The sequence below is a fragment of the Pseudomonas sp. GM55 genome, from assembly GCF_000282395.1.
GTDB classification, from domain to species: Bacteria; Pseudomonadota; Gammaproteobacteria; order Pseudomonadales; family Pseudomonadaceae; genus Aquipseudomonas; species Aquipseudomonas fluorescens_CC.
In genome coordinates this window covers 1-19,883 of record NZ_AKJJ01000148.1, presented here as the reverse complement: position 1 = coordinate 19,883, position 19,883 = coordinate 1, and the positions used below count along the sequence as shown (strand labels likewise).

Here is a 19,883-nt window from a genome sequence, read left to right as displayed (position 1 = left end):
ACGGACGATCGCCAACATGTTGATACCTCAAGCGTTGACAGCTGTTGCTTTGACCGTCGCAGCCGCTGCCATCTTCCCGCTGGCCAGCCACGCGCAATCGAAAATCACCGCCGAAGAAGCTCATGCGATCGGCGTGGATGCCTACATCTATTTTTACCCTCTGCTGAGCATGGACATTACCCGCAAGCAGTTCACCAACATCGAGCCAGGCAAGGAATTCGGCAAAGGCCCGATGAACATGTTTGTGAGTGTGCCGCAGTACCCGCCTGCCGAATTCAAAGGGGTGGTGCGTTCAAACTTCGACACACTGTATTCGATTGCCTGGCTGGACCTGACCAAGGAGCCGCTGGTGATCGCCGCACCCGATACCGACGGGCGTTTCTACCTGTTGCCGATGCTCGATATGTGGACGGATGTGTTCGCTTCGCCGGGCTGGCGCACCACGGGCACCGAGGCCGGGCAATTCCTGGTGACACCGCCGGGGTGGGCCGGCACGGTGCCCGCCGGGATGAGTCATCTGCCGGCGCCAACCCCGTTTGTCTGGGTCATCGGCCGTACCAAGACGGACGGCGCGGCGGATTACGCGGCCGTGCACAAGATCCAGGCCGGCTACACGGTGACGCCGTTGTCCCGGTTGGGTAAAGAGCCTGAGGCCGTTACCGTGAAAATCGACCCGGAGGTGGACATGAAAACGCCACCGAAGATTCAGGTCGATACCATGTCGGCCGCCAATTACTTCACTTACGCTGCCGACCTGCTCAAGGTCAACCCGCCGCACAGCACCGACCAGCCCATGCTGGCGCAGATCAAGCGTATTGGCATCGAAGCCGGTAAGCCGTTCAACATGGACGCGCTGGACCCGCAAATCCAGGCCGCGCTGCAATCGGTGCCCCAGGATGCGCAGGCCCTGATGACCTGGAAAGTGCCGACCCTGGCGCGGGACGTCAATGGCTGGTCGATGAACACTGACACCATGGGCGTCTATGGCAACTACTACCTCAAGCGCGCCATCGTTACGCAGATGGGGCTCGGTGCCAACCTGCCCGAGGACGCGATCTATCCGTTGAACATCGGCGACAGCAATGGCAAGCCGCTCGACGGCGCAAACAAATACGTGCTGCATTTCGATAAGGGCGAGACGCCGCCGGTGAACGCCTTCTGGTCGATCACCCTGTATGACCCGGAAGGGTTCCAGATCGCCAATTCACTCAATCGTTTTGCGGTCAGTAGCTGGATGCCGTTCAAGGGCAATGCCGATGGCTCGCTGGACCTCTATTTCCAGAACGAAAGCCCCGGCAAGGATCTGGAGGCCAACTGGCTGCCTGCGCCCAAAGGGCCGTTCAACCTGACCATGCGTTTATACGGCCCGAAAGCCGAGGCGCTGAATGGCAAATGGAACCCGCCGGCGGTCAAGCCGATGTAGGCCTCGGGCGACAAGAAGCAGGCAATGACTGCCCGCCATTACCTGCTTTTGCCTGTCCAGCTGCCCGTCCCGCCACCGGCGCCACCGGTTCCACCGCCGGGAGCGCCGGTGCCACCGCCCGCGCCACTGCCTGGACCATTGACGCCGGTGGTGCCGATTGACGAGCTGGGGCCCTGACCGCGGCCGTAGTCGCCCGAAGGGGCGCTGGGCCTGTTGTTGTCTGGCAGAGTGGTTGAGCTTCGGGTCGCACCCGATGTCGTACCGGTTGTGCCAGCGCCATCGCCGGACGCGGCCAAAGTAGCGAGGGGCGTTGCCGACAATAATCCCGCCAAGAGCAGCGAAGTTATTCTGATGTTCATCATGGTCGTCTCCTGGGATGAGTCGTTCCCTGATGTTGGTGTGAAGGGGCGCGCGGAGTCGTGGTGCCAACTGGATTCACACAAACAGTGTTGAGTTTTTCATGCAGGGTGATTGGCTAAATCAATTGTCGGCCGCAGTGCCTGATCCCGTATACATAGCGGCCACTGGCGGAGCAATCCGCCGCTTGCGTGCAAAAGGACTGAACGATGAGCGAGCCACGCCTGACTGACCGTGCTTTGTATCTGCAACGCCTGGGCTTCGATGCGCCTCCGGCACCGACCCTGGAAACCTTGCGCCAACTGCAACTGCGCCATACCGGCGTTTTTCCGTTTGAAAACCTCACCACATTATCCGGCGAGCCGGTACTGATCGACTTGCCGTCCATCGAGCAGAAGGTCTTGCACGATGGTCGTGGCGGTTACTGCTACGAACTCAATAACCTGTTCCTGGCCTTGCTTCAATCGTTGGGTTTCGACGCCCGTGCCATCAGTGGCCGGGTGGTGATGGGCCAGCCGGAGGGGGCCTGGACTGCCCGCACCCATCGCCTGAGCCTGGTCATCATCGACGACGTACGCTACATCACCGACGTCGGCTTCGGTGGCATGGTACCGACCGCGCCACTGCTGCTCGATTTCCGCGACGAACAACTCACCCCGCACGAGCCGTATCGCATCGATCTGCACGTCGACGGCTTTACCCTGCGCGCCAACGTTGCGGGTGAATGGCGAGCGATGTACATCTTCGACCTGCAACGCCAGGAAGACATCGATTTTGCCGTGGGCAACTGGTACGTCTCGACCCACCCTGAGTCGACTTTCGCCAAACAGTTGATGGTGGCGCGCACTGGGGAGGGGTGGCGGCGCACGCTCAACAATGGCAGCTTCGCGATTCACCGGATTGGCCACGACAGCGAGCGGCGGGAGGTGACGGATGTTCAGGAATTGATTGGCCTGCTGGGCAGCGAGTTCGGCATTCGCGTACCGGAACAGGCGCAGTTGGTGCGGACCCTGGAACGCTTGATCGCAGCGCCGCAATAGCGGGCCGATCGAAAACATCACATCGCCAAGGGCTGATCCGATCGATCAGCCCTTGGCGTTTCAGGGCCGAACCCCCGGCTCCATCACCCGTTGAATTTCGCGCAAGGCCTCTGCCGGTTTCTGCTCCAGGCCCTTGAGTTCGGCAGGGGGGAGGGTTTGTTTCAGGTGTGCGGTCTTGCCTTGGTTGAGCAGGGCCCAGGGCTGCGCTTGTGGCTGCCAGGGGAAATGGACAGGTATCCATTTTGTGACTGATAAGTTGTATACAACTCTATAGACATTTGTAATGACTATTGCATACAGTGTGCGCATAACAAAAACCAGGGAACCCCCTACCATGAAAACGCCCCATGTTTCACACCAACGGCCCGAGGACGAAAATCTTGGGATCGGCGCGAATATGGCTTATGGCCTGCAACATGTTCTGACCATGTATGGCGGTATCGTCGCAGTGCCATTGATCATCGGCCAGGCGGCCGGGCTCTCGCCGGCGGACATCGGTTTGTTGATTGCTGCTTCATTGTTTGCAGGGGGGCTGGCAACGCTGCTGCAAACCCTGGGTTTACCGTTTTTTGGTTGTCAGTTGCCGCTGGTGCAGGGCGTATCCTTCTCTGGCGTCGCGACCATGGTGGCGATTGTCAGCAGTGGCGGGGAGGGCGGGTTTCAGTCGGTACTGGGCGCGGTCATAGCGGCGTCCCTGATCGGATTGCTGATAACCCCGGTGTTTTCGCGCATCACCAAGTTCTTCCCGCCGTTGGTGACCGGCATCGTGATTACCACCATCGGCCTGACGCTGATGCCGGTAGCCGCGCGCTGGGCCATGGGCGGTAACAGTCACGCGCCGGACTTCGGCAGCATGGCGAATATCGGCCTGGCGGCGGTGACATTGGTGCTGGTGCTGCTGCTGAGCAAAATCGGCAGTGCGACCATCTCCCGCCTGTCGATTCTGCTGGCCATGGTCGTCGGCACGGTGATCGCGGTGTTCCTCGGCATGGCGGATTTCTCATCCGTAACCCAGGGCCCGATGTTCGGCTTCCCGACACCGTTCCACTTCGGTATGCCGACCTTCCACTTCGCTGCGATCCTGTCGATGTGCATCGTGGTGATGGTGACGCTGGTGGAGACTTCGGCGGATATCCTTGCCGTCGGTGAGATCATCGGCACCAAGGTTGACTCCAAGCGCCTGGGCAACGGTCTGCGCGCCGACATGCTGTCGAGCATGTTCGCGCCGATCTTCGGTTCCTTCACCCAAAGCGCTTTCGCCCAGAACGTCGGGCTGGTGGCGGTCACCGGCATCAAGAGCCGCTATGTGGTGGCAACCGGCGGTCTGTTCCTGGTGATCCTCGGCCTGCTGCCATTCATGGGTCGGGTCATTGCCGCCGTGCCGACCTCGGTGCTCGGTGGCGCCGGCATCGTGCTGTTTGGCACCGTTGCGGCCAGCGGTATTCGGACCTTGTCCAAGGTCGACTACCGCAACAACGTCAATCTGATCATTGTCGCCACCTCCATCGGCTTCGGCATGATCCCGATCGCGGCACCGAACTTCTACGACCACTTCCCAAGCTGGTTCGCGACCATTTTCCATTCGGGCATCAGTTCTTCGGCGATCATGGCCATCGTGCTGAACCTGACCTTTAACCATCTCACCGCCGGTAACTCCGACCAGCAATCGGTCTTTGCGGCCGGTACCGAGCGGGTGCTGCGTTATCAGGATCTGGCGGCGTTGCGTGAAGGCGACTATTTCAGCGACGGTAAACTGCATGATTGCGACGGCAAGGAGATTCCGGTGCTGGAATCGGAACACGGCGTGGCAGAACCACGGGCGGTGCACGTCAAAAGCAGTGAACATGTCTGACGTTCACGGCAACTGAAAAGGGCCGATCTGTTGAATAGACAGATCGGCTTTTTGCTTTTCAGGGGATGGCTTTTCAAGCGGGATCCGGATCAAGGAGTGCGAGGCAGGTCGTGTCATCGTTGGCCGGTAATACGAACTGAATGCTCCGGAGCATTGAAGACCATGCCGCTGTCATCCACCACCCTTCCTTGAGTAGTGGTGATCGTTGTGTCCTCGCCGGGTTTGAGTGACCGATTCAATTGAAGTCGCCTAATCCATGGTTTTTTGCAGCATACGTTCATGTGCTGCACTTTCGTTGTTTGAGTGCGAAGGTTGCCGTAGCGGGAAGAATCCTTTTTAAGGCACGTGCCGTATCAATGGAGTTTAACGGCTTGTCGGCACACCGACGTGTCAACCAAGCCGAGGCAATTCCCAACCCGCAGGACCGTCGCGGGAGTACCCGGTGAGGGAGCGATGTGCCCTGACATTGAAAGTCCTTCGAGTCCCGTTAAGTTCTGACCGTAGGTATCGAACACATCCACTCCGGTGCTCTGCTTCGGAGCTCGACGGTGCATTTTGAGTGGTGCTGCCGCCAGTGAGATGGCAATATGCTATATCTGTTCGCGCACCCCCCTCATCACCCGGGATCTAGCGAAATTCTGACAAGGACCAGTTGGATGCTTATCGCGCTTGTTGTGCTCAACGCCCTCTATGTCATCTGCAGTCTGATTTTCAACGCTGAGCTACTCAACTTCGCTGGCGCTGACATCCCTCTTCGAAAACTCGAAATTCTTGAGACATACAGCCAAGTCCTCGCCGCCACCAGTATGTGCTTACTCGTGTGGCGGAGGTTCGGCATATGGCCAAGAACAAGCTCGGTCCTCTCTACGTGAAAGGCATGAGCCTGCTGGTCACGCGCGATCAATACCAAACCTATCTGCCAGGCATCGCGGACAACATGGCCTATGACGTCGCGCACACGGATATACACGGTGCGGAAGGTCTTAACGTGTTGAAAAATATGTGGTTTATCCCATTTTCCTTGCTGAGTGGCCTGTTTTTCGGCGGCATCAGCTTTGTGGTCTTGATCATCTCTGGGATAGAGGCGCTGCGTCGTGTGCCTGGCCGAATTCGCTTCGTGCGACCGGTCGCCATCGTGTCGATCGTTTTGCTGCCGCTCGTGGTTGGTAACGCGATTGTCGATAGCCCTGGGTACAGAGATGCGTTCAGAAGTTTGGGCAAACAACCGGTTGTGCTTGCCACAGTTTTCCATTGGGCCATGTCCTCAGAAGCCATGCTTTACAACATCACAAGGCCTCTGCTGAAGGCAGAGTGACCGACACAAAGGGAGAGTCACCGTGCGTAAAAAGTTTCTCGTTTCAGTGCTGGCATTGGCCATCGCAGCAAGCACCTCTGGCTGCGCTGAGTTGGGTATCAACAAACAACAGGCCGGCACCGCCATGGGCGTCGTCGCTGGCGCTGTCGTTGGGCAATTCATCGGCAAAGGCAACGGTCGAATCGTGGCCACCCTGATCGGCAGTGCCCTCGGTGGCTACATCGGTAACAAAATCGGTGCAAAACTCGATGAGCAGGATCAGCAGGCTCTGGCACAGCGCACACAAGACGCTTTGAATGCCTCGCCGAACGGTTCAACTGAGCCAGTGTCCTGGGCATCAGCACATTCCGGTGCGACCGCGCAGATCGTTCAGGGGCAGGAATTCACCCAAACCAAAACGGTTGAAGTGAAACGGGCACCGAAGATTGTCGCGGTTCCATCGATGAAGCTCATCAACGAGCAGTACCTCACCAAGAGCAGTTCCAACGTCCGCGCCGCGCCTGAAAAAAGCGCCGACAAAGTGGGTGGTTTGAAACCCGGCACCGAGTTCACAGCCGTCGGTTCGACCGGCGACTGGATACTTGTCGGCCGTAAAGGCGTGACTGTCGGTTACGTCCACAAGGACCTGGTTGAGCCAAAAGCTGTAGCTGTCGCCAAGAGTGTGAAGCCAGCGGCCAATCTGGACGAGATGAACGTCGCGGCCGACAAGGAGACAAAGGCCTTCGATCTGGATTCGATCCCGACGTTGCCAACTCAACAGGTCGCTGCTGAAACCTCCTGCCGGCCGGTGACTGTGAGTCTGAAAGCGGCGGACGGCAACACTGAGCAGGAGAAAAATACCTTCTGCAAACAAGCCAACGGCACCTGGGAACTCATCTAAGGATCTCCATGAAAAACCGCGCACTCGCCCTCGTTGTAGCGAGTGCTTGCGGCATCGCGCCGCAAGCATTTGCACATGAATTGGCCTATTCGAAGTCCGAACAGATCCACGTCGTCGTTGAAGGTGAGCCTTCCACCTGGTGTAAACCAGATGTTGCCATCACCCTGCAGCGCCCAACGTGGGATGACCAGAAGCCGCTGAACACGCTTCTGTCGAAGCTCCCATACATCCTGGGCCAGGAATGCCCGACTGCGAAGGTCACATGGAAAGCGATCGACGCGAAAGGGGTAGTTTTCGCCACGGGTTCGGGCAATGCGACCAACCTTGGCCTGGCCACGCTGGCGTCACCCTCTGCACCGGCTCCAGCGGTTCCAGCGCCGGCAAATGTTGCGGCTACGGTCCCTGTGACTTCTCCAGCAGTGACACCAACTGCGGCAGTACCTGTTGCTGCAGCACCAGTAGCTGCGGTAGCGCCTACCCCAGTTGAGCCCGTTGCGAAAGCCCCTGTGTCGGCACCACAGCCCGTGGCGGCGGTACCGGCCCCAGTGGCACAAGAGCAGGCCGTTGTTGCGCCAGTTGCGCCAGTTGCGCCGACCGCTCCGACCGCTCCAGTTGAACCTGAAGCCGTTGTCGCCCAACCTGTGGCACCGGCTGCGCCTCAGGCTGCTGTGGCTGCGGTACCGACATCAGACTTTGGCCGTTCATTGGTACTGGCGAACCAGAACCTGATGACGATTTCCGACGGCAGCGGGTGCAAATGGCTCGTCAGCAAATCGGTCATTGATGACAACGACCCAAGCCTGTCTTTCGCAGCGACACCGGCTATGCCTTGCGGCGTGTCCGGATACGCCGAGGGGACCTTCGACAAACTGCGTTGGGCCGTACCGAACACTTACCGGGGCGACACCTGGTCAAAAACTACCGTGCATCCAAGCGGCCTGATGTTCAACCAGGCGCTTGTCCCTGCTGTGAAAGGAAAGGCGTTGTCCTTCCTGAGCAGTAGAGCTGACCAAGCGCTCTTTCAGGTTGGTGAGTTGCCTGCGCGTGGAATGAAGGTTTATCTGGCCTTTGAACGTCCCAACTACCGCGTCTTGTCACCGTTCTCGAGTGATCCTTATTACGTGGTCATCACTGCGGATGAAGCGTTCGCTCTTGATGCGGTTGAGTTGAAGCGTGCAGTCGTCGAGGTCTACCAATTGGTGAAGGCAACGTCACCAACAACTGTCGGCCTATCGAACCTCTTCTTCGCCAAAAATTTCGGAGCACTGTATCCGGAGGGGTACGCCTCGGAAACCAAGGACAATATTCTTAAAACGCGTATGGGCGAGAGCCGCGGTGAGTTTTACTTCGATGCCCGCCAAGGCAACAACTACGCCCTTCGTCGTGAGGAGCTCCGCCTGAGAGAGGCGCGCCGCCTGCAGCAAGAGTTGGCCGAGACGCACACTCGAGTGCTCAGACGTTATGAGCAGATCAAAACAGGGATGAAAGATTACGAGGGTCGCGAGACTGAAGCCCTGGCCCAAATGGCAGGCATCAAAGTTTCCTTCGGCGCACCGATCGCCATGTTCAATCCATCGTCTTCGAAGACGGCGGTACCGATGATGATCCACGTCACCGGTAAGTCTGGCGACTTCTACGAAATCGACTTCCCACGCAAGGGCCGAGTTCAGACTGATGCCGAACTGGAGAATCAGTGGTACGTGATGCCGGCGGCCAACATGACCCCGTATCTCCCTCTGGAAGATGGCCGCGCCGTTCCGACCTTCCGTGTGTACCCGGTGGCTGGTGCCGAGGCTTGCAAGCAAGATCACTGCGCGGACCGAGTTTCGTTCGGTGCCGTCCTGGCCAAGGAGTTTCCGAACGCCGGCATTGACTTCAGCTGGACCCCGGAAGTTTCCCAGCAGTATTTGGATGCCTGGCAGCAAGCATCCGCCCAAATTCAGTAAGGCCTTGCCACTATGAAAACGATGAACAAGAAACACATTCTCATCGCTGCAGCAGTCGCAGGTATTGCGATCCTCGCCGGAGGCGCGATGCTGTCCAGCGCTGGGAAGAAGCAAGCCCTGGGTTACTACGACGAGTTGAAGGAGCAATTTGCCCTCGAGAACGTCCTGAGCGAGGGGGATATTTCGTATTCCTTCTGGTCCGGAAACGTTACCGTGGAGTCACCAGAAATCCGGTTGGTCGCGCTGCAAACCAACGGTGCCGAGAAATTCCTCAAAGGCATCATGGGGCTGATGGGCGAGATGGCCTCAGGCACGAATGAAACCGGCCTGGTCGCTTGGTCGCGGTACTTGCTCGCGTCTGCCACTGGTGGCGGGAACGCAGGCGGGGCGTATTTGAACGCAGACGCCCTCAAGGTCAGCCGCGACGGTGACAACAAAAAAGGGGAAATTCATGTCCAATTGTTGGGCATGGATATGGGCACGCCATACCTGTCGCACAAGGGCTCCGACGTGGTCTTGCCCGCCGAGGTCGCCGATGAGATCCAGCCCCGCAGCGAGATTGATCAGTATGGCAGCGTGGTCAAATCGCCCTACTCGTGGGGCAGCAACATGGTCCAGCGACTTCCGTTCACCGGTGCATTCATCACGGGCGCGACCGGAGAGTTCGGTACCAAGGTTGACTTGGATTTCACTCTACAGCGCTCTAGCGATGGCGAAGGCTCGATCAAGTTTGTAGTCGTGCATCGCAATGACGGCAGCGAAATCGGCCGGATTGTGCGAGAGGCCAAATTCGCATCGCTTCCAGAACTGGATGAAGTCCAGGCTCAACTCAAAACTGCGTTCAACGGCTTCATCATGGGGGCTTACAGTGCCTCGATGGGCCAGGCTGTGATCGCCGAAGCGGCGAGCGACTTTGCTCGCAAGACCAAGGTAGCCAGCTACTCGCTCACCTATAAGGGCTTCGATCAGTTAAAGGAAGGATTCGACGAGTACAAGACCGCCACGAAGGGCCAGGAGTTCGCTGGCTACTGTGCCGAAGCAGGCTTCTCCGCCTACCAGAGCGACTTTGGTGCCAAGGCCAAGAATCACAGCGACTCGGAGTGTGCGATCGCGCAAAAGCTGGTCACCGACGGCAAGTTCGTCGAAAGCTATGAGTTCAAGGAAGACAAATCGCTGTTTGCAGGACTGTTCGTCAGCAAAAGCTTCACGCTAGAGACGAACTGATCGCCCAACCTCCCGGCTGGGAGCCGGCCTGCCGAGCTCCCCGCCAACGGTCTATTACACGAACGACACATGAAAGGACACTTCATGGCCAATGCATACAAATGGGCAATCACGGCGCTGTGCGCAACATTTCTGAACGGCTGTGGCTCCAGCTCGGACAAGGCCGAAGAGCTTGTCAAAATCATGGGGTTGGACGCCCAGTACAAGATGGTTATCCAGGTCGCCACGGCTGGTTACTCTCAGAAGTATCACGATGTCCCGCCGGTGAAAATCAAGGCAGTGATTGAGGAGAACATCTCCCAGGAGCTGCTGAAAGAAACCCTCATCGAGGTCTACTCCGACCATTTCGACGCCGATGAACTGGAGCTGATGATCGAGGCAAACAAGCATCCCACCGAAGCGATGTCGATCATCATGAAGTCCAAGGACGGGATGAAGCTCGCGAAGAAGGCGATGGAGGTCCAGGTCGACCTGCAACGCGACATGGCCAAGGCCTTCGAGGATCGCGATGAAGACATCGTGGACGAGCTGGACGATCTTCAGAAAGAAGCGCGCGGCTGATCCGATTGACGATTGCCGCCTCATGCCCGAGCTACAGGTGCATCGAGGCGGTGACTGCATCAACAGCCCCAGGCCGCCCCTGGCAATTCATGGAAGTGTGCGATAAGACAAATTTTGTTAATGCCGTTGACGCTCAGCGGCTTCGCTCAAAAAGTCAGAAGGAGTAACCCTATTTCAGGACTAGACACTGGACACCAGACAGCGGCCACAAAAAAGCCCCTGGATCTTTCGATTCAGGGGCTCTTCGATGTTGCTGTCTGGCTCCACGACCTGGACTCGAACCAGGGACCCAGTGATTAACAGTCACTTGCTCTACCAACTGAGCTATCGCGGAATGGCGCGTATCTTACTGATTCAAAAAGAGAAGTCAAGCATCGAATAACAATTGGAGCGAATCATCGGGACGGACGGTGGTTTGGTGGCGATTGGCGGTTACCAGGATCGTCCCAGAGGTCTACCATGGCCACCCGGAAGTGGTGACACGCGCTGCCGGCCATTCGCCGAAAAGGTACGCGCCATGAATCATTTGACCCCCACACCTCGACACCACAGGGTGCACCCATGAGCATCTCTCAGATCAGCCTGCCCAAAGGTGTCGGCCCCCACGCCGAAAAGTTGTTCGACGCCATCACTCAGGCCGGCACTGCTGAAGCATTGAACCGCGCGGGTGGCAAGGCCGAAGGTTTTGTCCTGGGCCTGGAAAGCACTAAAGCGATCAAGAGCCAGGTCGCGGAATCGCTGTATGTCGCCTACGACGACGCTGCCAGCCAGCGTGCGACCGAACTGGCTTAACCGCCGAAGGTAATCGTGGCAACCATCAGTTTGGCGTAGAGCGCCGTGGCACCCAATTGCACCAGCCACAGGGCCAGGCCGCCGAGGAATACACCAGCAGCGACTTGCATTACCAGGTTGTTGCCACGTTTTGTCGGGGCGCGGGGGATGAAGTGATCCAGGTCATCGCGGTCGGCGCGCAGGTCATCGTTTTTCATGTGGGGTTCTCGCAGAATACTCAGGCATACATAAACCTGTAGGAGCCGGCTTGCCGGCGAAAAGCCAATGGCATTCATGTTGGCCGATAGACCGCCATCGCCGGCAAGCCGGCTCCTACAGGGTAGATGTGTGCAGTCTAGAGGGCTGGGTCGTTGCTTTGAAAATTATCTGAAGCGAATAAAAAACGGGAAGCCCAAAGGCTTCCCGTTTTTTATTTCAAGGCGTCATCAGATGACTTGGACGATAGCGTCCGTCACAACCTTGATGTTGCTCTGGTTCAGTGCAGCCACGCAGATGCGGCCGGTGTCCAGGGCGTAGATGCCGAACTCGTTGCGCAGGCGGTGAACCTGCTCAACGCTCAAGCCGGAGTAGGAGAACATGCCGCACTGACGACCGACGAAGCTGAAATCGCGCTGCGGCGCTTTTTGTGCCAGCAGGTCGACCATCTGGGTACGCATGCCACGAATGCGCAGGCGCATTTCGGCCAGTTCGGCTTCCCACTGGGCGCGCAGTTCCGGGCTGTTCAGCACTGCAGCGACAACACTGGCACCGTGGGTCGGCGGGTTGGAGTAGTTGGTGCGGATCACGCGTTTGACTTGCGACAGCACACGCGCGCTTTCTTCTCTCGATTCGCTGACGATCGACAGGGCACCCACGCGCTCTCCGTACAGCGAGAACGACTTGGAGAACGAGCTGGAGGCGAAGAAAGTCAGGCCCGACTCGGCAAACAGGCGCACGGCAGCGGCGTCTTCGTCGATGCCATCGCCGAAACCTTGATACGCCATGTCGAGGAACGGCACGTGGCCCTTCGCTTTCACTACTTCAAGAACGTTTTTCCAGTCCGCCGGGCTCAGGTCCACGCCGGTCGGGTTGTGGCAGCAGGCGTGCAGCACGATGATCGAGCCGTTTGGCAGCGCGTTGAGGTCTTCGAGCATGCCGGTACGGTTCACGTCGTGGGTCGCGGCGTCGTAGTAGCGGTAGTTCTGCACCGGGAAACCAGCGGTTTCGAACAGCGCGCGGTGGTTTTCCCAGCTCGGATCGCTGATCGCCACAACGGCGTTCGGCAGCAGTTGCTTGAGGAAGTCGGCACCGATTTTCAGGGCGCCAGTACCGCCAACGGCCTGGGTGGTGATTACACGGCCAGCGGCGATCAGCGGCGACTCATTGCCGAACAGCAATTTCTGCACAGCCTGGTCGTAGGCGGCAATACCGTCGATTGGCAGGTAGCCACGGGAAACGTGTTGAGCGGCACGAATGGTTTCGGCTTCGACAACGGCGCGCAGGAGTGGAATTCGCCCCTCCTCGTTGCAGTAAACACCGACCCCCAGGTTGACTTTGTTGGTCCGGGTATCGGCGTTGAATGCTTCGTTGAGGCCCAGGATTGGATCGCGTGGTGCCATTTCGACAGCGGAGAACAGGCTCATTATTGCGGCGGCTCTGAATGGAGAGTGGAGGGACGTGTCGCGCTCCAGCCGAATGCACTAGAGCGGTGCACAAACGGGGAGCTAGTATAGAGGCCATCCGCGATCGATGGCGACAGGCGATTCGGCTTTTAAGGTAAGTTTTTCCGATTATTTTTCGACCGTTAGTCGAATGGTGTCGGCAAAGGTTTTGCGCGATGTAGGACGTTTGCCTTGAAAGCGATGGCAATCGACTCCACATTGAGCACAATCCTGTTTTTTCCTCGGGCGACATCGGTCGTTTGCGGTCTTTCTCGTTCGTGCCGGTTTTGCCGGCAAGAGTGATCCAGAGGTTTTTCATGTCTGAATTCCAGCTAGTCACCCGTTTCGAGCCCGCCGGCGATCAGCCGGAAGCCATCCGCCTGATGGTCGAAGGCATTGAGGCCGGGCTGGCGCACCAGACGCTGCTCGGTGTGACCGGCTCGGGCAAGACGTTCAGCATCGCCAACGTGATCGCCCAGGTGCAGCGTCCAACCCTGGTGCTGGCGCCGAACAAGACCCTCGCGGCGCAGTTGTACGGTGAGTTCAAGGCGTTCTTCCCGAACAACGCGGTGGAGTATTTCGTTTCCTACTACGACTACTACCAGCCTGAAGCCTACGTGCCGTCCTCGGATACCTTCATCGAGAAAGACGCCTCGATCAACGACCACATCGAACAGATGCGTTTGTCGGCGACCAAGGCATTGCTTGAGCGCAAGGACGCGATCATCGTCACCACGGTGTCCTGCATCTATGGTCTGGGCAGCCCGGAAACCTATTTGAAGATGGTGCTGCACGTGGATCGCGGCGACCGGCTCGATCAGCGTGAATTGCTGCGGCGCCTGGCCGACTTGCAATACACCCGCAACGACATGGACTTTGCCCGTGCGACCTTCCGCGTGCGTGGCGATGTGATCGATATCCATCCGGCGGAATCCGATTTTGAAGCGATTCGCATCGAGCTCTTCGACGATGAGGTGGAAAGCCTGTCGGCATTCGATCCGCTGACGGGTGAAGTCATTCGCAAACTGCCGCGCTTCACCTTCTACCCGAAGAGCCACTACGTGACGCCACGGGAAACCCTGATGGGCGCGGTCGAAGGCATCAAGGTCGAGTTGCAGGAGCGCCTGGAATACCTGCGTTCCAACAACAAGCTGGTGGAAGCCCAGCGCCTGGAGCAGCGCACCCGTTTCGATCTGGAGATGATCCTCGAACTGGGTTACTGCAACGGCATCGAAAACTACTCGCGTTATCTGTCCGGTCGCGAAGCCGGTGCGCCGCCACCGACGCTTTATGACTACCTGCCGCCGGATGCCTTGCTGGTGATCGACGAGTCCCACGTCAGCGTTCCCCAGGTGGGCGCCATGTACAAGGGCGACCGCTCGCGAAAAGAGACGCTGGTGGAGTACGGTTTCCGCCTGCCCTCGGCCCTGGACAACCGGCCGATGCGTTTCGATGAATGGGAAAGCATCAGCCCGCAGACGATTTTCGTCTCGGCGACTCCGGGCAACTACGAAGCCGAACACGCAGGGCGTGTCATTGACATGGTGGTGCGTCCGACCGGGCTGGTGGACCCGCAAATCGAGATCCGCCCGGCACTGACTCAGGTCGACGACTTGCTGTCGGAAATCACCAAGCGCGTCGCTCTGGAAGAGCGAGTGCTGGTCACCACGTTGACCAAACGCATGGCCGAGGATTTGACCGATTACCTGGCCGACCACGGTGTGCGCGTGCGCTACCTGCACTCGGACATCGACACCGTGGAGCGCGTGGAGATCATCCGCGACCTGCGCCTCGGCACTTTCGATGTGTTGGTGGGCATCAACCTGCTGCGTGAAGGCCTGGACATGCCGGAAGTCTCGCTGGTAGCGATCCTCGATGCCGACAAGGAAGGCTTCCTGCGTTCCGAGCGCTCGCTGATCCAGACCATCGGGCGCGCGGCACGTAACCTCAATGGCCGGGCGATTCTGTATGCCGACCGGATGACCGGTTCCATGGAGCGGGCGATCGGTGAAACCGAGCGTCGTCGTGACAAGCAGATTGCGTTTAACCTGGCCAATGGCATCACGCCAAAAGGCGTGTTCAAGGACGTTGCCGACATCATGGAAGGCGCCACCGTGCCTGGTTCGCGCAGCAAAAAGCGCAAGGGCATGGCCAAGGCCGCCGAGGAAAACGCCAAATACGAAGCGGAATTGCGCTCGCCGGGCGAGATCGCCAAGCGTATCAAGGCCCTGGAAGAGAAGATGTATGCGTTAGCGCGTGATCTGGAGTTTGAAGCAGCGGCGCAGATGCGCGATGAGATTGGCAAGTTGCGCGAGCGGTTGATCACTGTCTGATTTGCGCTGACCGGGCTGGCCTCGCCCGCCAGGACAACTCGGTCAACTGTAGGAGCTGGCTTGCCAGCGAAGCGATGGTGGCCGTTATGCCGCCTTCGCTGGCAAGCCAGCTCCTACAGGGAATGCGGCTAATTCAATGGGCTTCGCCAGCCTTCAACCCCGCTGGCAATTTCCTGGTCAACAACACCGCCACCATGCTGATCCCCAGCGCAATTCCGACAAAATGAAACGCATCGTTGTAGGCCATGATCGACGCCTGCTGGTGGGCGATTTCGCTGAGTTTGCCCAGTGCCGCCGTTTCGTTGCCCAACGTGCTGGTCAACGACGCCAGGCGTTCAGCCACCTGCGGATTGCTTGGCACGATGGATTCACGCAGGTAGTCAAAGTAAACCTTGGTCCGCGCATCCAGCAGGGTGGCGAGCAGGGCGATGCCGATGGCCCCGCCGAGGTTGCGCAGGATGTTGAACAGGCTCGACGCCGATCCCGCATCCTGGGGCAGGATGTAGGAGGTGGCGATCAGCGAGATGGTCACCATGATCAGCGGCTGCCCCAGGGCGCGGATGATCTGGATCTGATTGAACTGTGGCCCGGCAAAGTCGGGGTTCAGCACCCCCGACGAGAAACTCGCCAACCCGAACAACCCGAAGCCCAGCGTGCACAGCCATTTCGGCGAAACAAATTTCATCAGCTTGGGCACCAGCGGAATCAGAAACAGCTGTGGCACGCCCATCCACATGATCACTTCGCCGATCTGCAGGGCGTTGTAGTTCTGGATCTGCGCCAGGTAGAGCGGCAACAGGTAGATCGAGCCATACAGCCCGACCCCCATCCCGACGCTGGAAATACTGGATAAGCCGAAGTTGCGGTTACCGAGGATGCCGAGGTTGATCAGCGGATTGGGTTTGGAAAACTGCACGATCACAAAGGTGATCAGGCTGACCAGCGCGATGCTGCCCAGGGTCACGATCAGGTTCGACTCCAGCCAGTCCTTGCGGTGGCCTTCCTCCAGAAACACCTGCAGGCAACCGAGCCCGACGCCGAGGGTAAGAATGCCGGCGTAGTCAGTGCTTTTCAGCAATTCCCAGTGCGCTGGTTTTTTCTCCAGCCCGTACATCAGGCCGGCGATCATGATCAGGCCGGGCGGGATGTTGATGTAGAAGATGTATTCCCAGCCCCAGTTCTCCGTCAGCCAGCCGCCGAGGGTCGGGCCGATGGAGGGGGCGAAGGTGGCGGTCATGGCGAACATGGCCATGCCTTTGGCGCGGTGGTGTTCCGGGAGCTTGATCAGGGTCAGGGTGAACGCCAGTGGAATCAGTGCGCCACCGGTAAACCCCTGCAGGGCGCGGAACACGATCATGCTTTCCAGGCTCCAGGCCATGGAGCAGAGCAGGGAGGCCGCGAGAAACCCGAGGGACACCCACACGGCCAGGCGCCGCGCCGACAACAGCTGCACGAGCCAGGCGGTGAGCGGGATCATGATGATTTCCGCCACCAGGTACGAGGTGGAGATCCACGAACCTTCTTCCAGGGTTGCCGACAGCGCACCCTGGATATCCTTGAGCGAGGAGTTGGTGATCTGGATGTCCAGCACCGCCATGAAGGCGCCGAGCATCACGCTCATCACCGCGATCCAGTCGCGCCGGGTCGGTTCGCCGACCGGGCGGATCAGTTGATCACCGGCCATCGTCAGGGGCGTCTTTGCTGCTCACTTTGGTGGCGACATCGTCAGGGGCGTCCTTGATGTTCACCTTGGCGGTCACCGACATGCCCGGGCGGATCTTGCCGCGCAGCGGGTTGTCGGCGGCGAAGGTCAGTTTTACCGGAATCCGTTGTACGACTTTGGTGAAGTTGCCCGTGGCATTGTCCGGCGGCAACAGGCTGAACTGTGCGCCCGAGGCGGCAAACAGGCTGTCGACCCGGGCTTCGATCGGGGTGTCGCTGTAGGCGTCGAAGGTCAGCTCGGCTTTCTGCCCGGGCTGCATGTGGCCGATCTGGGTTTCCTTGAAGTTGGCCTGAATCCAGATGTCTTCGTCCGGCACGATCGACAACAGGTAAGCGCCGGCCTGCACGTATTGGCCTTCGCGGGCTGCACGCTGGCCGATCAGGCCGCTGATGGGGGCGTGGATTTCGCTGCGGGTCAGGTTCAGTTCGGCCTGGGCGAGGTCGGTCCTGGCGTTGGCGATCTGCGCGTCGAGGCGTTTGATCTCGGCGGTCAGTGCGTTGACCTGCTGACGCTGACTTTGCGCGTCGGCCTGGGCCTTGGCCACTTGCGAGCGGGCAATGTGGTTGTCGGCGGACAGGGTGGTCACCCGCTCTTCCGAGACATAACCAGGCTTGCGCAAGGTCTCGGCGCGGGTCAGGTCGATCTGCGAGCGACCCAGGCTGGCCTGGCTGGACGCAACTTGCGCTTCGCTGGCGGCAATCAGGCTGGCCTGCTGGGTCAGTTTGCTCTGGGCTTGCAGACGCTCGGCCTGGCGGGTGGCCAGGGCGGCATTGGCGCGGTCGACAGCGAGGCGGAAGTCGTCGCCTTCGAGTTTGATCAGCAACTGGCCTTTCTCGACATGCTGGTTGTCCTGCACCAGCACCCGATCGATGCGCGCCCCCAATTGGCTCGACACACGGGTGATCTCGCCCTGGACATAAGCGTTGTCGGTGCTTTCATAAAAGCGCCCCTTGAAGAGCCAATGGGCAAACAGGCCCCCGCCAATCAACAGGACAATCAGCAGGAAAGTGAAGAGGCGACGCTTGAGTTGGGCAGGCATGGGCAAACTGTAGTCGAGAAATTGTAAGAGAAGTTATCAGCAGGCAAATCTGGCATACAGCCGATAAACGGTAAATGCCATCGGCTGATATTCGGCCATTCACCGCGCCATACGGGCGTTACAGACGCAACCTTGGCTTAAATGCCCTGTTCACTGGAGCCTGGCCTGTGTCGCCTGTTACCATTCGCCTCTTGTTTGACGTTCGCTTTGAACTTCGCTTTTTATCTTTTCGAGACATGCCATGACCACCGTCCGCACTCGCATCGCGCCATCGCCTACCGGGGATCCCCACGTAGGTACCGCCTACATCGCCTTGTTCAACTACTGCTTTGCCAAGCAGCACGGCGGTGAGTTCATCCTGCGGATCGAAGACACCGACCAACTGCGTTCGACCCGCGAGTCCGAACAGCAGATTTTCGACGCCTTGCGCTGGCTGGGTATCGACTGGAGCGAAGGCCCGGACGTCGGCGGCCCGCACGGTCCGTATCGTCAAAGCGAGCGCGGCGACATTTATCAGAAGTATTGCCAGCAACTGGTCGACATGGGGCATGCCTTCCCGTGCTTCTGCACCGCCGAAGAGCTGGACCAGATGCGCGCCGAACAGATGGCTCGCGGTGAAACCCCGCGTTACGACGGCCGCGCACTGCTGCTGTCCAAGGAAGAAGTCGCCCGTCGCCTGGCGGCTGGCGAGCCGCACGTCATCCGTATGAAAGTACCGAGCGAAGGCGTTTGCGTGGTGCCGGACATGCTGCGCGGTGACGTTGAAATCCCGTGGGACCGCATGGACATGCAAGTCCTGATGAAGACTGACGGCCTGCCGACCTACTTCCTGGCCAACGTGGTCGACGATCACCTGATGGGTATCACCCACGTATTGCGCGGCGAAGAGTGGCTGCCATCGGCACCGAAGCTGATCCTGCTTTACGAGTACTTCGGTTGGGAACAACCGGAGCTGTGCTACATGCCGCTGCTGCGTAACCCGGACAAGAGCAAGCTGTCCAAGCGCAAGAACCCGACCTCGGTGACGTTCTACGAGCGCATGGGCTTCATGCCCGAAGCAATGCTCAACTACCTGGGCCGCATGGGCTGGTCGATGCCGGACGAGCGCGAGAAGTTCTCGTTGCAGGAAATGGTCGACAACTTCGATCTGAAGCGCGTGTCCCTTGGTGGGCCGATCTTCGACATCGAGAAACTGTCGTGGCTCAACGGCCAGTGGCTGCGTGACCTGCCGGTGGAGGAGTTCGCCGCACGCGTGCAGAAGTGGGCGTTCAATTCCGAATACATGATGAAGATCGCTCCGCACGTGCAGGGCCGGGTCGAAACCTTCAGCCAGGTGGCACCGCTGGCCGGGTTCTTCTTTGCCGGTGGCGTGAATCCGGATGCGAAGTTGTTCGAATCCAAGAAGCTATCGGGCGATCAGGTCCGTCAGTTGATGCAGTTGATCCTGTGGAAGCTCGAAAGCCTGCGTCAGTGGGAGAAGGACAGCATCACCGCGACGATCCAGGCTGTAGTCGAATCCCTGGAGCTGAAGCTGCGTGATGCCATGCCGCTGATGTTCGCTGCGATCACCGGCCAGGCGAGCTCGGTGTCGGTGCTTGATGCGATGGAGATTCTCGGGCCGGACCTGACCCGTTTCCGTCTGCGCCAGGCCATTGACCTGTTGGGCGGTGTGTCGAAGAAAGAAAACAAAGAGTGGGAAAAGCTGTTGGGCGCCATCGCCTGATCCTGCGCACCTGACCTTGTAGGAGCCGGCTTGCC

Annotated in this window: 16 protein-coding genes and 1 tRNA gene; 11 read left to right on the top strand and 6 right to left on the bottom strand. The window is 59.0% G+C overall.

Annotated features, from left to right (window positions below; genetic code table 11):
• Positions 1-16 precede the first annotated feature (16 nt).
• Positions 17-1,423, top strand: coding sequence for a DUF1254 domain-containing protein (locus PMI31_RS28305; RefSeq protein ID WP_008023389.1), 1,407 nt, complete (start codon positions 17-19; stop codon positions 1,421-1,423).
• A 38-nt stretch (positions 1,424-1,461) separates the two neighbouring features.
• On the opposite strand, the gene PMI31_RS31565 is transcribed toward PMI31_RS28305, so the two are convergent.
• Positions 1,462-1,785 (bottom strand): hypothetical protein, encoded by a 324-nt coding sequence (locus tag PMI31_RS31565; RefSeq protein ID WP_008023388.1) that lies wholly within the window; start codon positions 1,783-1,785, stop codon positions 1,462-1,464.
• A gap of 204 nt (positions 1,786-1,989) precedes the next feature.
• Here PMI31_RS31565 and PMI31_RS28295 point away from each other — a divergent pair, with 204 nt between their 5' ends.
• The 7 genes from PMI31_RS28295 (at position 1,990) to PMI31_RS28260 (ending at position 10,598) form a co-directional block, all read left to right on the top strand.
• The gene (locus PMI31_RS28295; protein WP_008023385.1) at positions 1,990-2,820 is read left to right on the top strand and encodes an arylamine N-acetyltransferase family protein; all 831 of its coding nucleotides are present in this window, start codon (positions 1,990-1,992) and stop codon (positions 2,818-2,820) included.
• 334 nt (positions 2,821-3,154) lie between these two features.
• A complete protein-coding gene (locus PMI31_RS28285; RefSeq protein ID WP_008023383.1) occupies positions 3,155-4,672 on the top strand; it encodes a nucleobase:cation symporter-2 family protein in 1,518 nt (505 codons plus the stop codon).
• Between the two features lie 838 nt (positions 4,673-5,510).
• Positions 5,511-5,987, top strand: coding sequence for a hypothetical protein (locus tag PMI31_RS28280; protein WP_008023380.1), 477 nt, complete (start codon positions 5,511-5,513; stop codon positions 5,985-5,987).
• A gap of 22 nt (positions 5,988-6,009) precedes the next feature.
• Entirely contained in the window at positions 6,010-6,867 is an 858-nt protein-coding gene (locus tag PMI31_RS28275; RefSeq protein ID WP_008023377.1) for an SH3 domain-containing protein, read from the top strand.
• An 8-nt stretch (positions 6,868-6,875) separates the two neighbouring features.
• Positions 6,876-8,813 carry a hypothetical protein gene (locus PMI31_RS28270; protein ID WP_043302715.1) on the top strand — a complete coding sequence of 646 codons (1,938 nt, stop codon included), beginning with the start codon at positions 6,876-6,878 and terminating at the stop codon, positions 8,811-8,813.
• 12 nt (positions 8,814-8,825) lie between these two features.
• Positions 8,826-10,037: a hypothetical protein gene (locus PMI31_RS28265; RefSeq protein ID WP_008023372.1), complete on the top strand. Its 1,212-nt coding sequence runs from the start codon at positions 8,826-8,828 to the stop codon at positions 10,035-10,037.
• Between the two features lie 84 nt (positions 10,038-10,121).
• Positions 10,122-10,598 (top strand): hypothetical protein, encoded by a 477-nt coding sequence (locus PMI31_RS28260; RefSeq protein ID WP_008023370.1) that lies wholly within the window; start codon positions 10,122-10,124, stop codon positions 10,596-10,598.
• A 258-nt stretch (positions 10,599-10,856) separates the two neighbouring features.
• Here PMI31_RS28260 and PMI31_RS28255 read toward each other — a convergent pair.
• Positions 10,857-10,932 (bottom strand) — tRNA-Asn (locus PMI31_RS28255).
• Between the two features lie 227 nt (positions 10,933-11,159).
• Here PMI31_RS28255 and PMI31_RS28250 point away from each other — a divergent pair.
• Positions 11,160-11,390 (top strand): hypothetical protein, encoded by a 231-nt coding sequence (locus PMI31_RS28250; RefSeq protein ID WP_007978659.1) that lies wholly within the window; start codon positions 11,160-11,162, stop codon positions 11,388-11,390.
• Here PMI31_RS28250 and PMI31_RS28245 read toward each other — a convergent pair.
• Positions 11,387-11,587 (bottom strand): hypothetical protein, encoded by a 201-nt coding sequence (locus tag PMI31_RS28245; protein ID WP_008023364.1) that lies wholly within the window; start codon positions 11,585-11,587, stop codon positions 11,387-11,389. The genes PMI31_RS28250 and PMI31_RS28245 overlap by 4 nt on opposite strands.
• Before the next feature lie 228 nt (positions 11,588-11,815).
• A complete protein-coding gene (locus tag PMI31_RS28240) occupies positions 11,816-13,012 on the bottom strand; it encodes an amino acid aminotransferase (protein WP_008023362.1) in 1,197 nt (398 codons plus the stop codon).
• Between the two features lie 335 nt (positions 13,013-13,347).
• Here PMI31_RS28240 and uvrB point away from each other — a divergent pair, with 335 nt between their 5' ends.
• Positions 13,348-15,363: an excinuclease ABC subunit UvrB gene (gene uvrB / locus PMI31_RS28235; RefSeq protein WP_008023360.1), complete on the top strand. Its 2,016-nt coding sequence runs from the start codon at positions 13,348-13,350 to the stop codon at positions 15,361-15,363.
• A 133-nt stretch (positions 15,364-15,496) separates the two neighbouring features.
• On the opposite strand, the gene PMI31_RS28230 is transcribed toward uvrB, so the two are convergent.
• Positions 15,497-16,987 carry an MDR family MFS transporter gene (locus PMI31_RS28230; RefSeq protein WP_177323588.1) on the bottom strand — a complete coding sequence of 497 codons (1,491 nt, stop codon included), beginning with the start codon at positions 16,985-16,987 and terminating at the stop codon, positions 15,497-15,499.
• A 49-nt stretch (positions 16,988-17,036) separates the two neighbouring features.
• The gene (locus tag PMI31_RS28225) at positions 17,037-18,125 is read right to left on the bottom strand and encodes an HlyD family secretion protein (protein WP_008023357.1); all 1,089 of its coding nucleotides are present in this window, start codon (positions 18,123-18,125) and stop codon (positions 17,037-17,039) included.
• A gap of 241 nt (positions 18,126-18,366) precedes the next feature.
• Here PMI31_RS28225 and gltX point away from each other — a divergent pair, with 241 nt between their 5' ends.
• Positions 18,367-19,848: a glutamate--tRNA ligase gene (gene gltX, locus PMI31_RS28220; protein WP_007956429.1), complete on the top strand. Its 1,482-nt coding sequence runs from the start codon at positions 18,367-18,369 to the stop codon at positions 19,846-19,848.
• Positions 19,849-19,883 lie beyond the last annotated feature (35 nt).

What these genes read in the sequence shown, in the direction of transcription:
- uvrB (WP_008023360.1), top strand. Translation starts at nt 13,348, where the DNA reads ATGTCTGAATTCCAGCTAGTCACCCGTTTCGAGCCCGCCGGCGATCAG.
- PMI31_RS28245 (WP_008023364.1), bottom strand. Translation starts at nt 11,587, where the DNA reads ATGAAAAACGATGACCTGCGCGCCGACCGCGATGACCTGGATCACTTC.
- PMI31_RS28225 (WP_008023357.1), bottom strand. Translation starts at nt 18,125, where the DNA reads ATGCCTGCCCAACTCAAGCGTCGCCTCTTCACTTTCCTGCTGATTGTC.
- PMI31_RS28305 (WP_008023389.1), top strand. Translation starts at nt 17, where the DNA reads ATGTTGATACCTCAAGCGTTGACAGCTGTTGCTTTGACCGTCGCAGCC.
- PMI31_RS28265 (WP_008023372.1), top strand. Translation starts at nt 8,826, where the DNA reads ATGAAAACGATGAACAAGAAACACATTCTCATCGCTGCAGCAGTCGCA.
- PMI31_RS28295 (WP_008023385.1), top strand. Translation starts at nt 1,990, where the DNA reads ATGAGCGAGCCACGCCTGACTGACCGTGCTTTGTATCTGCAACGCCTG.
- gltX (WP_007956429.1), top strand. Translation starts at nt 18,367, where the DNA reads ATGACCACCGTCCGCACTCGCATCGCGCCATCGCCTACCGGGGATCCC.
- PMI31_RS28240 (WP_008023362.1), bottom strand. Translation starts at nt 13,012, where the DNA reads ATGAGCCTGTTCTCCGCTGTCGAAATGGCACCACGCGATCCAATCCTG.
- PMI31_RS28280 (WP_008023380.1), top strand. Translation starts at nt 5,511, where the DNA reads ATGGCCAAGAACAAGCTCGGTCCTCTCTACGTGAAAGGCATGAGCCTG.
- PMI31_RS31565 (WP_008023388.1), bottom strand. Translation starts at nt 1,785, where the DNA reads ATGATGAACATCAGAATAACTTCGCTGCTCTTGGCGGGATTATTGTCG.
- PMI31_RS28260 (WP_008023370.1), top strand. Translation starts at nt 10,122, where the DNA reads ATGGCCAATGCATACAAATGGGCAATCACGGCGCTGTGCGCAACATTT.
- PMI31_RS28270 (WP_043302715.1), top strand. Translation starts at nt 6,876, where the DNA reads ATGAAAAACCGCGCACTCGCCCTCGTTGTAGCGAGTGCTTGCGGCATC.
- PMI31_RS28250 (WP_007978659.1), top strand. Translation starts at nt 11,160, where the DNA reads ATGAGCATCTCTCAGATCAGCCTGCCCAAAGGTGTCGGCCCCCACGCC.
- PMI31_RS28285 (WP_008023383.1), top strand. Translation starts at nt 3,155, where the DNA reads ATGAAAACGCCCCATGTTTCACACCAACGGCCCGAGGACGAAAATCTT.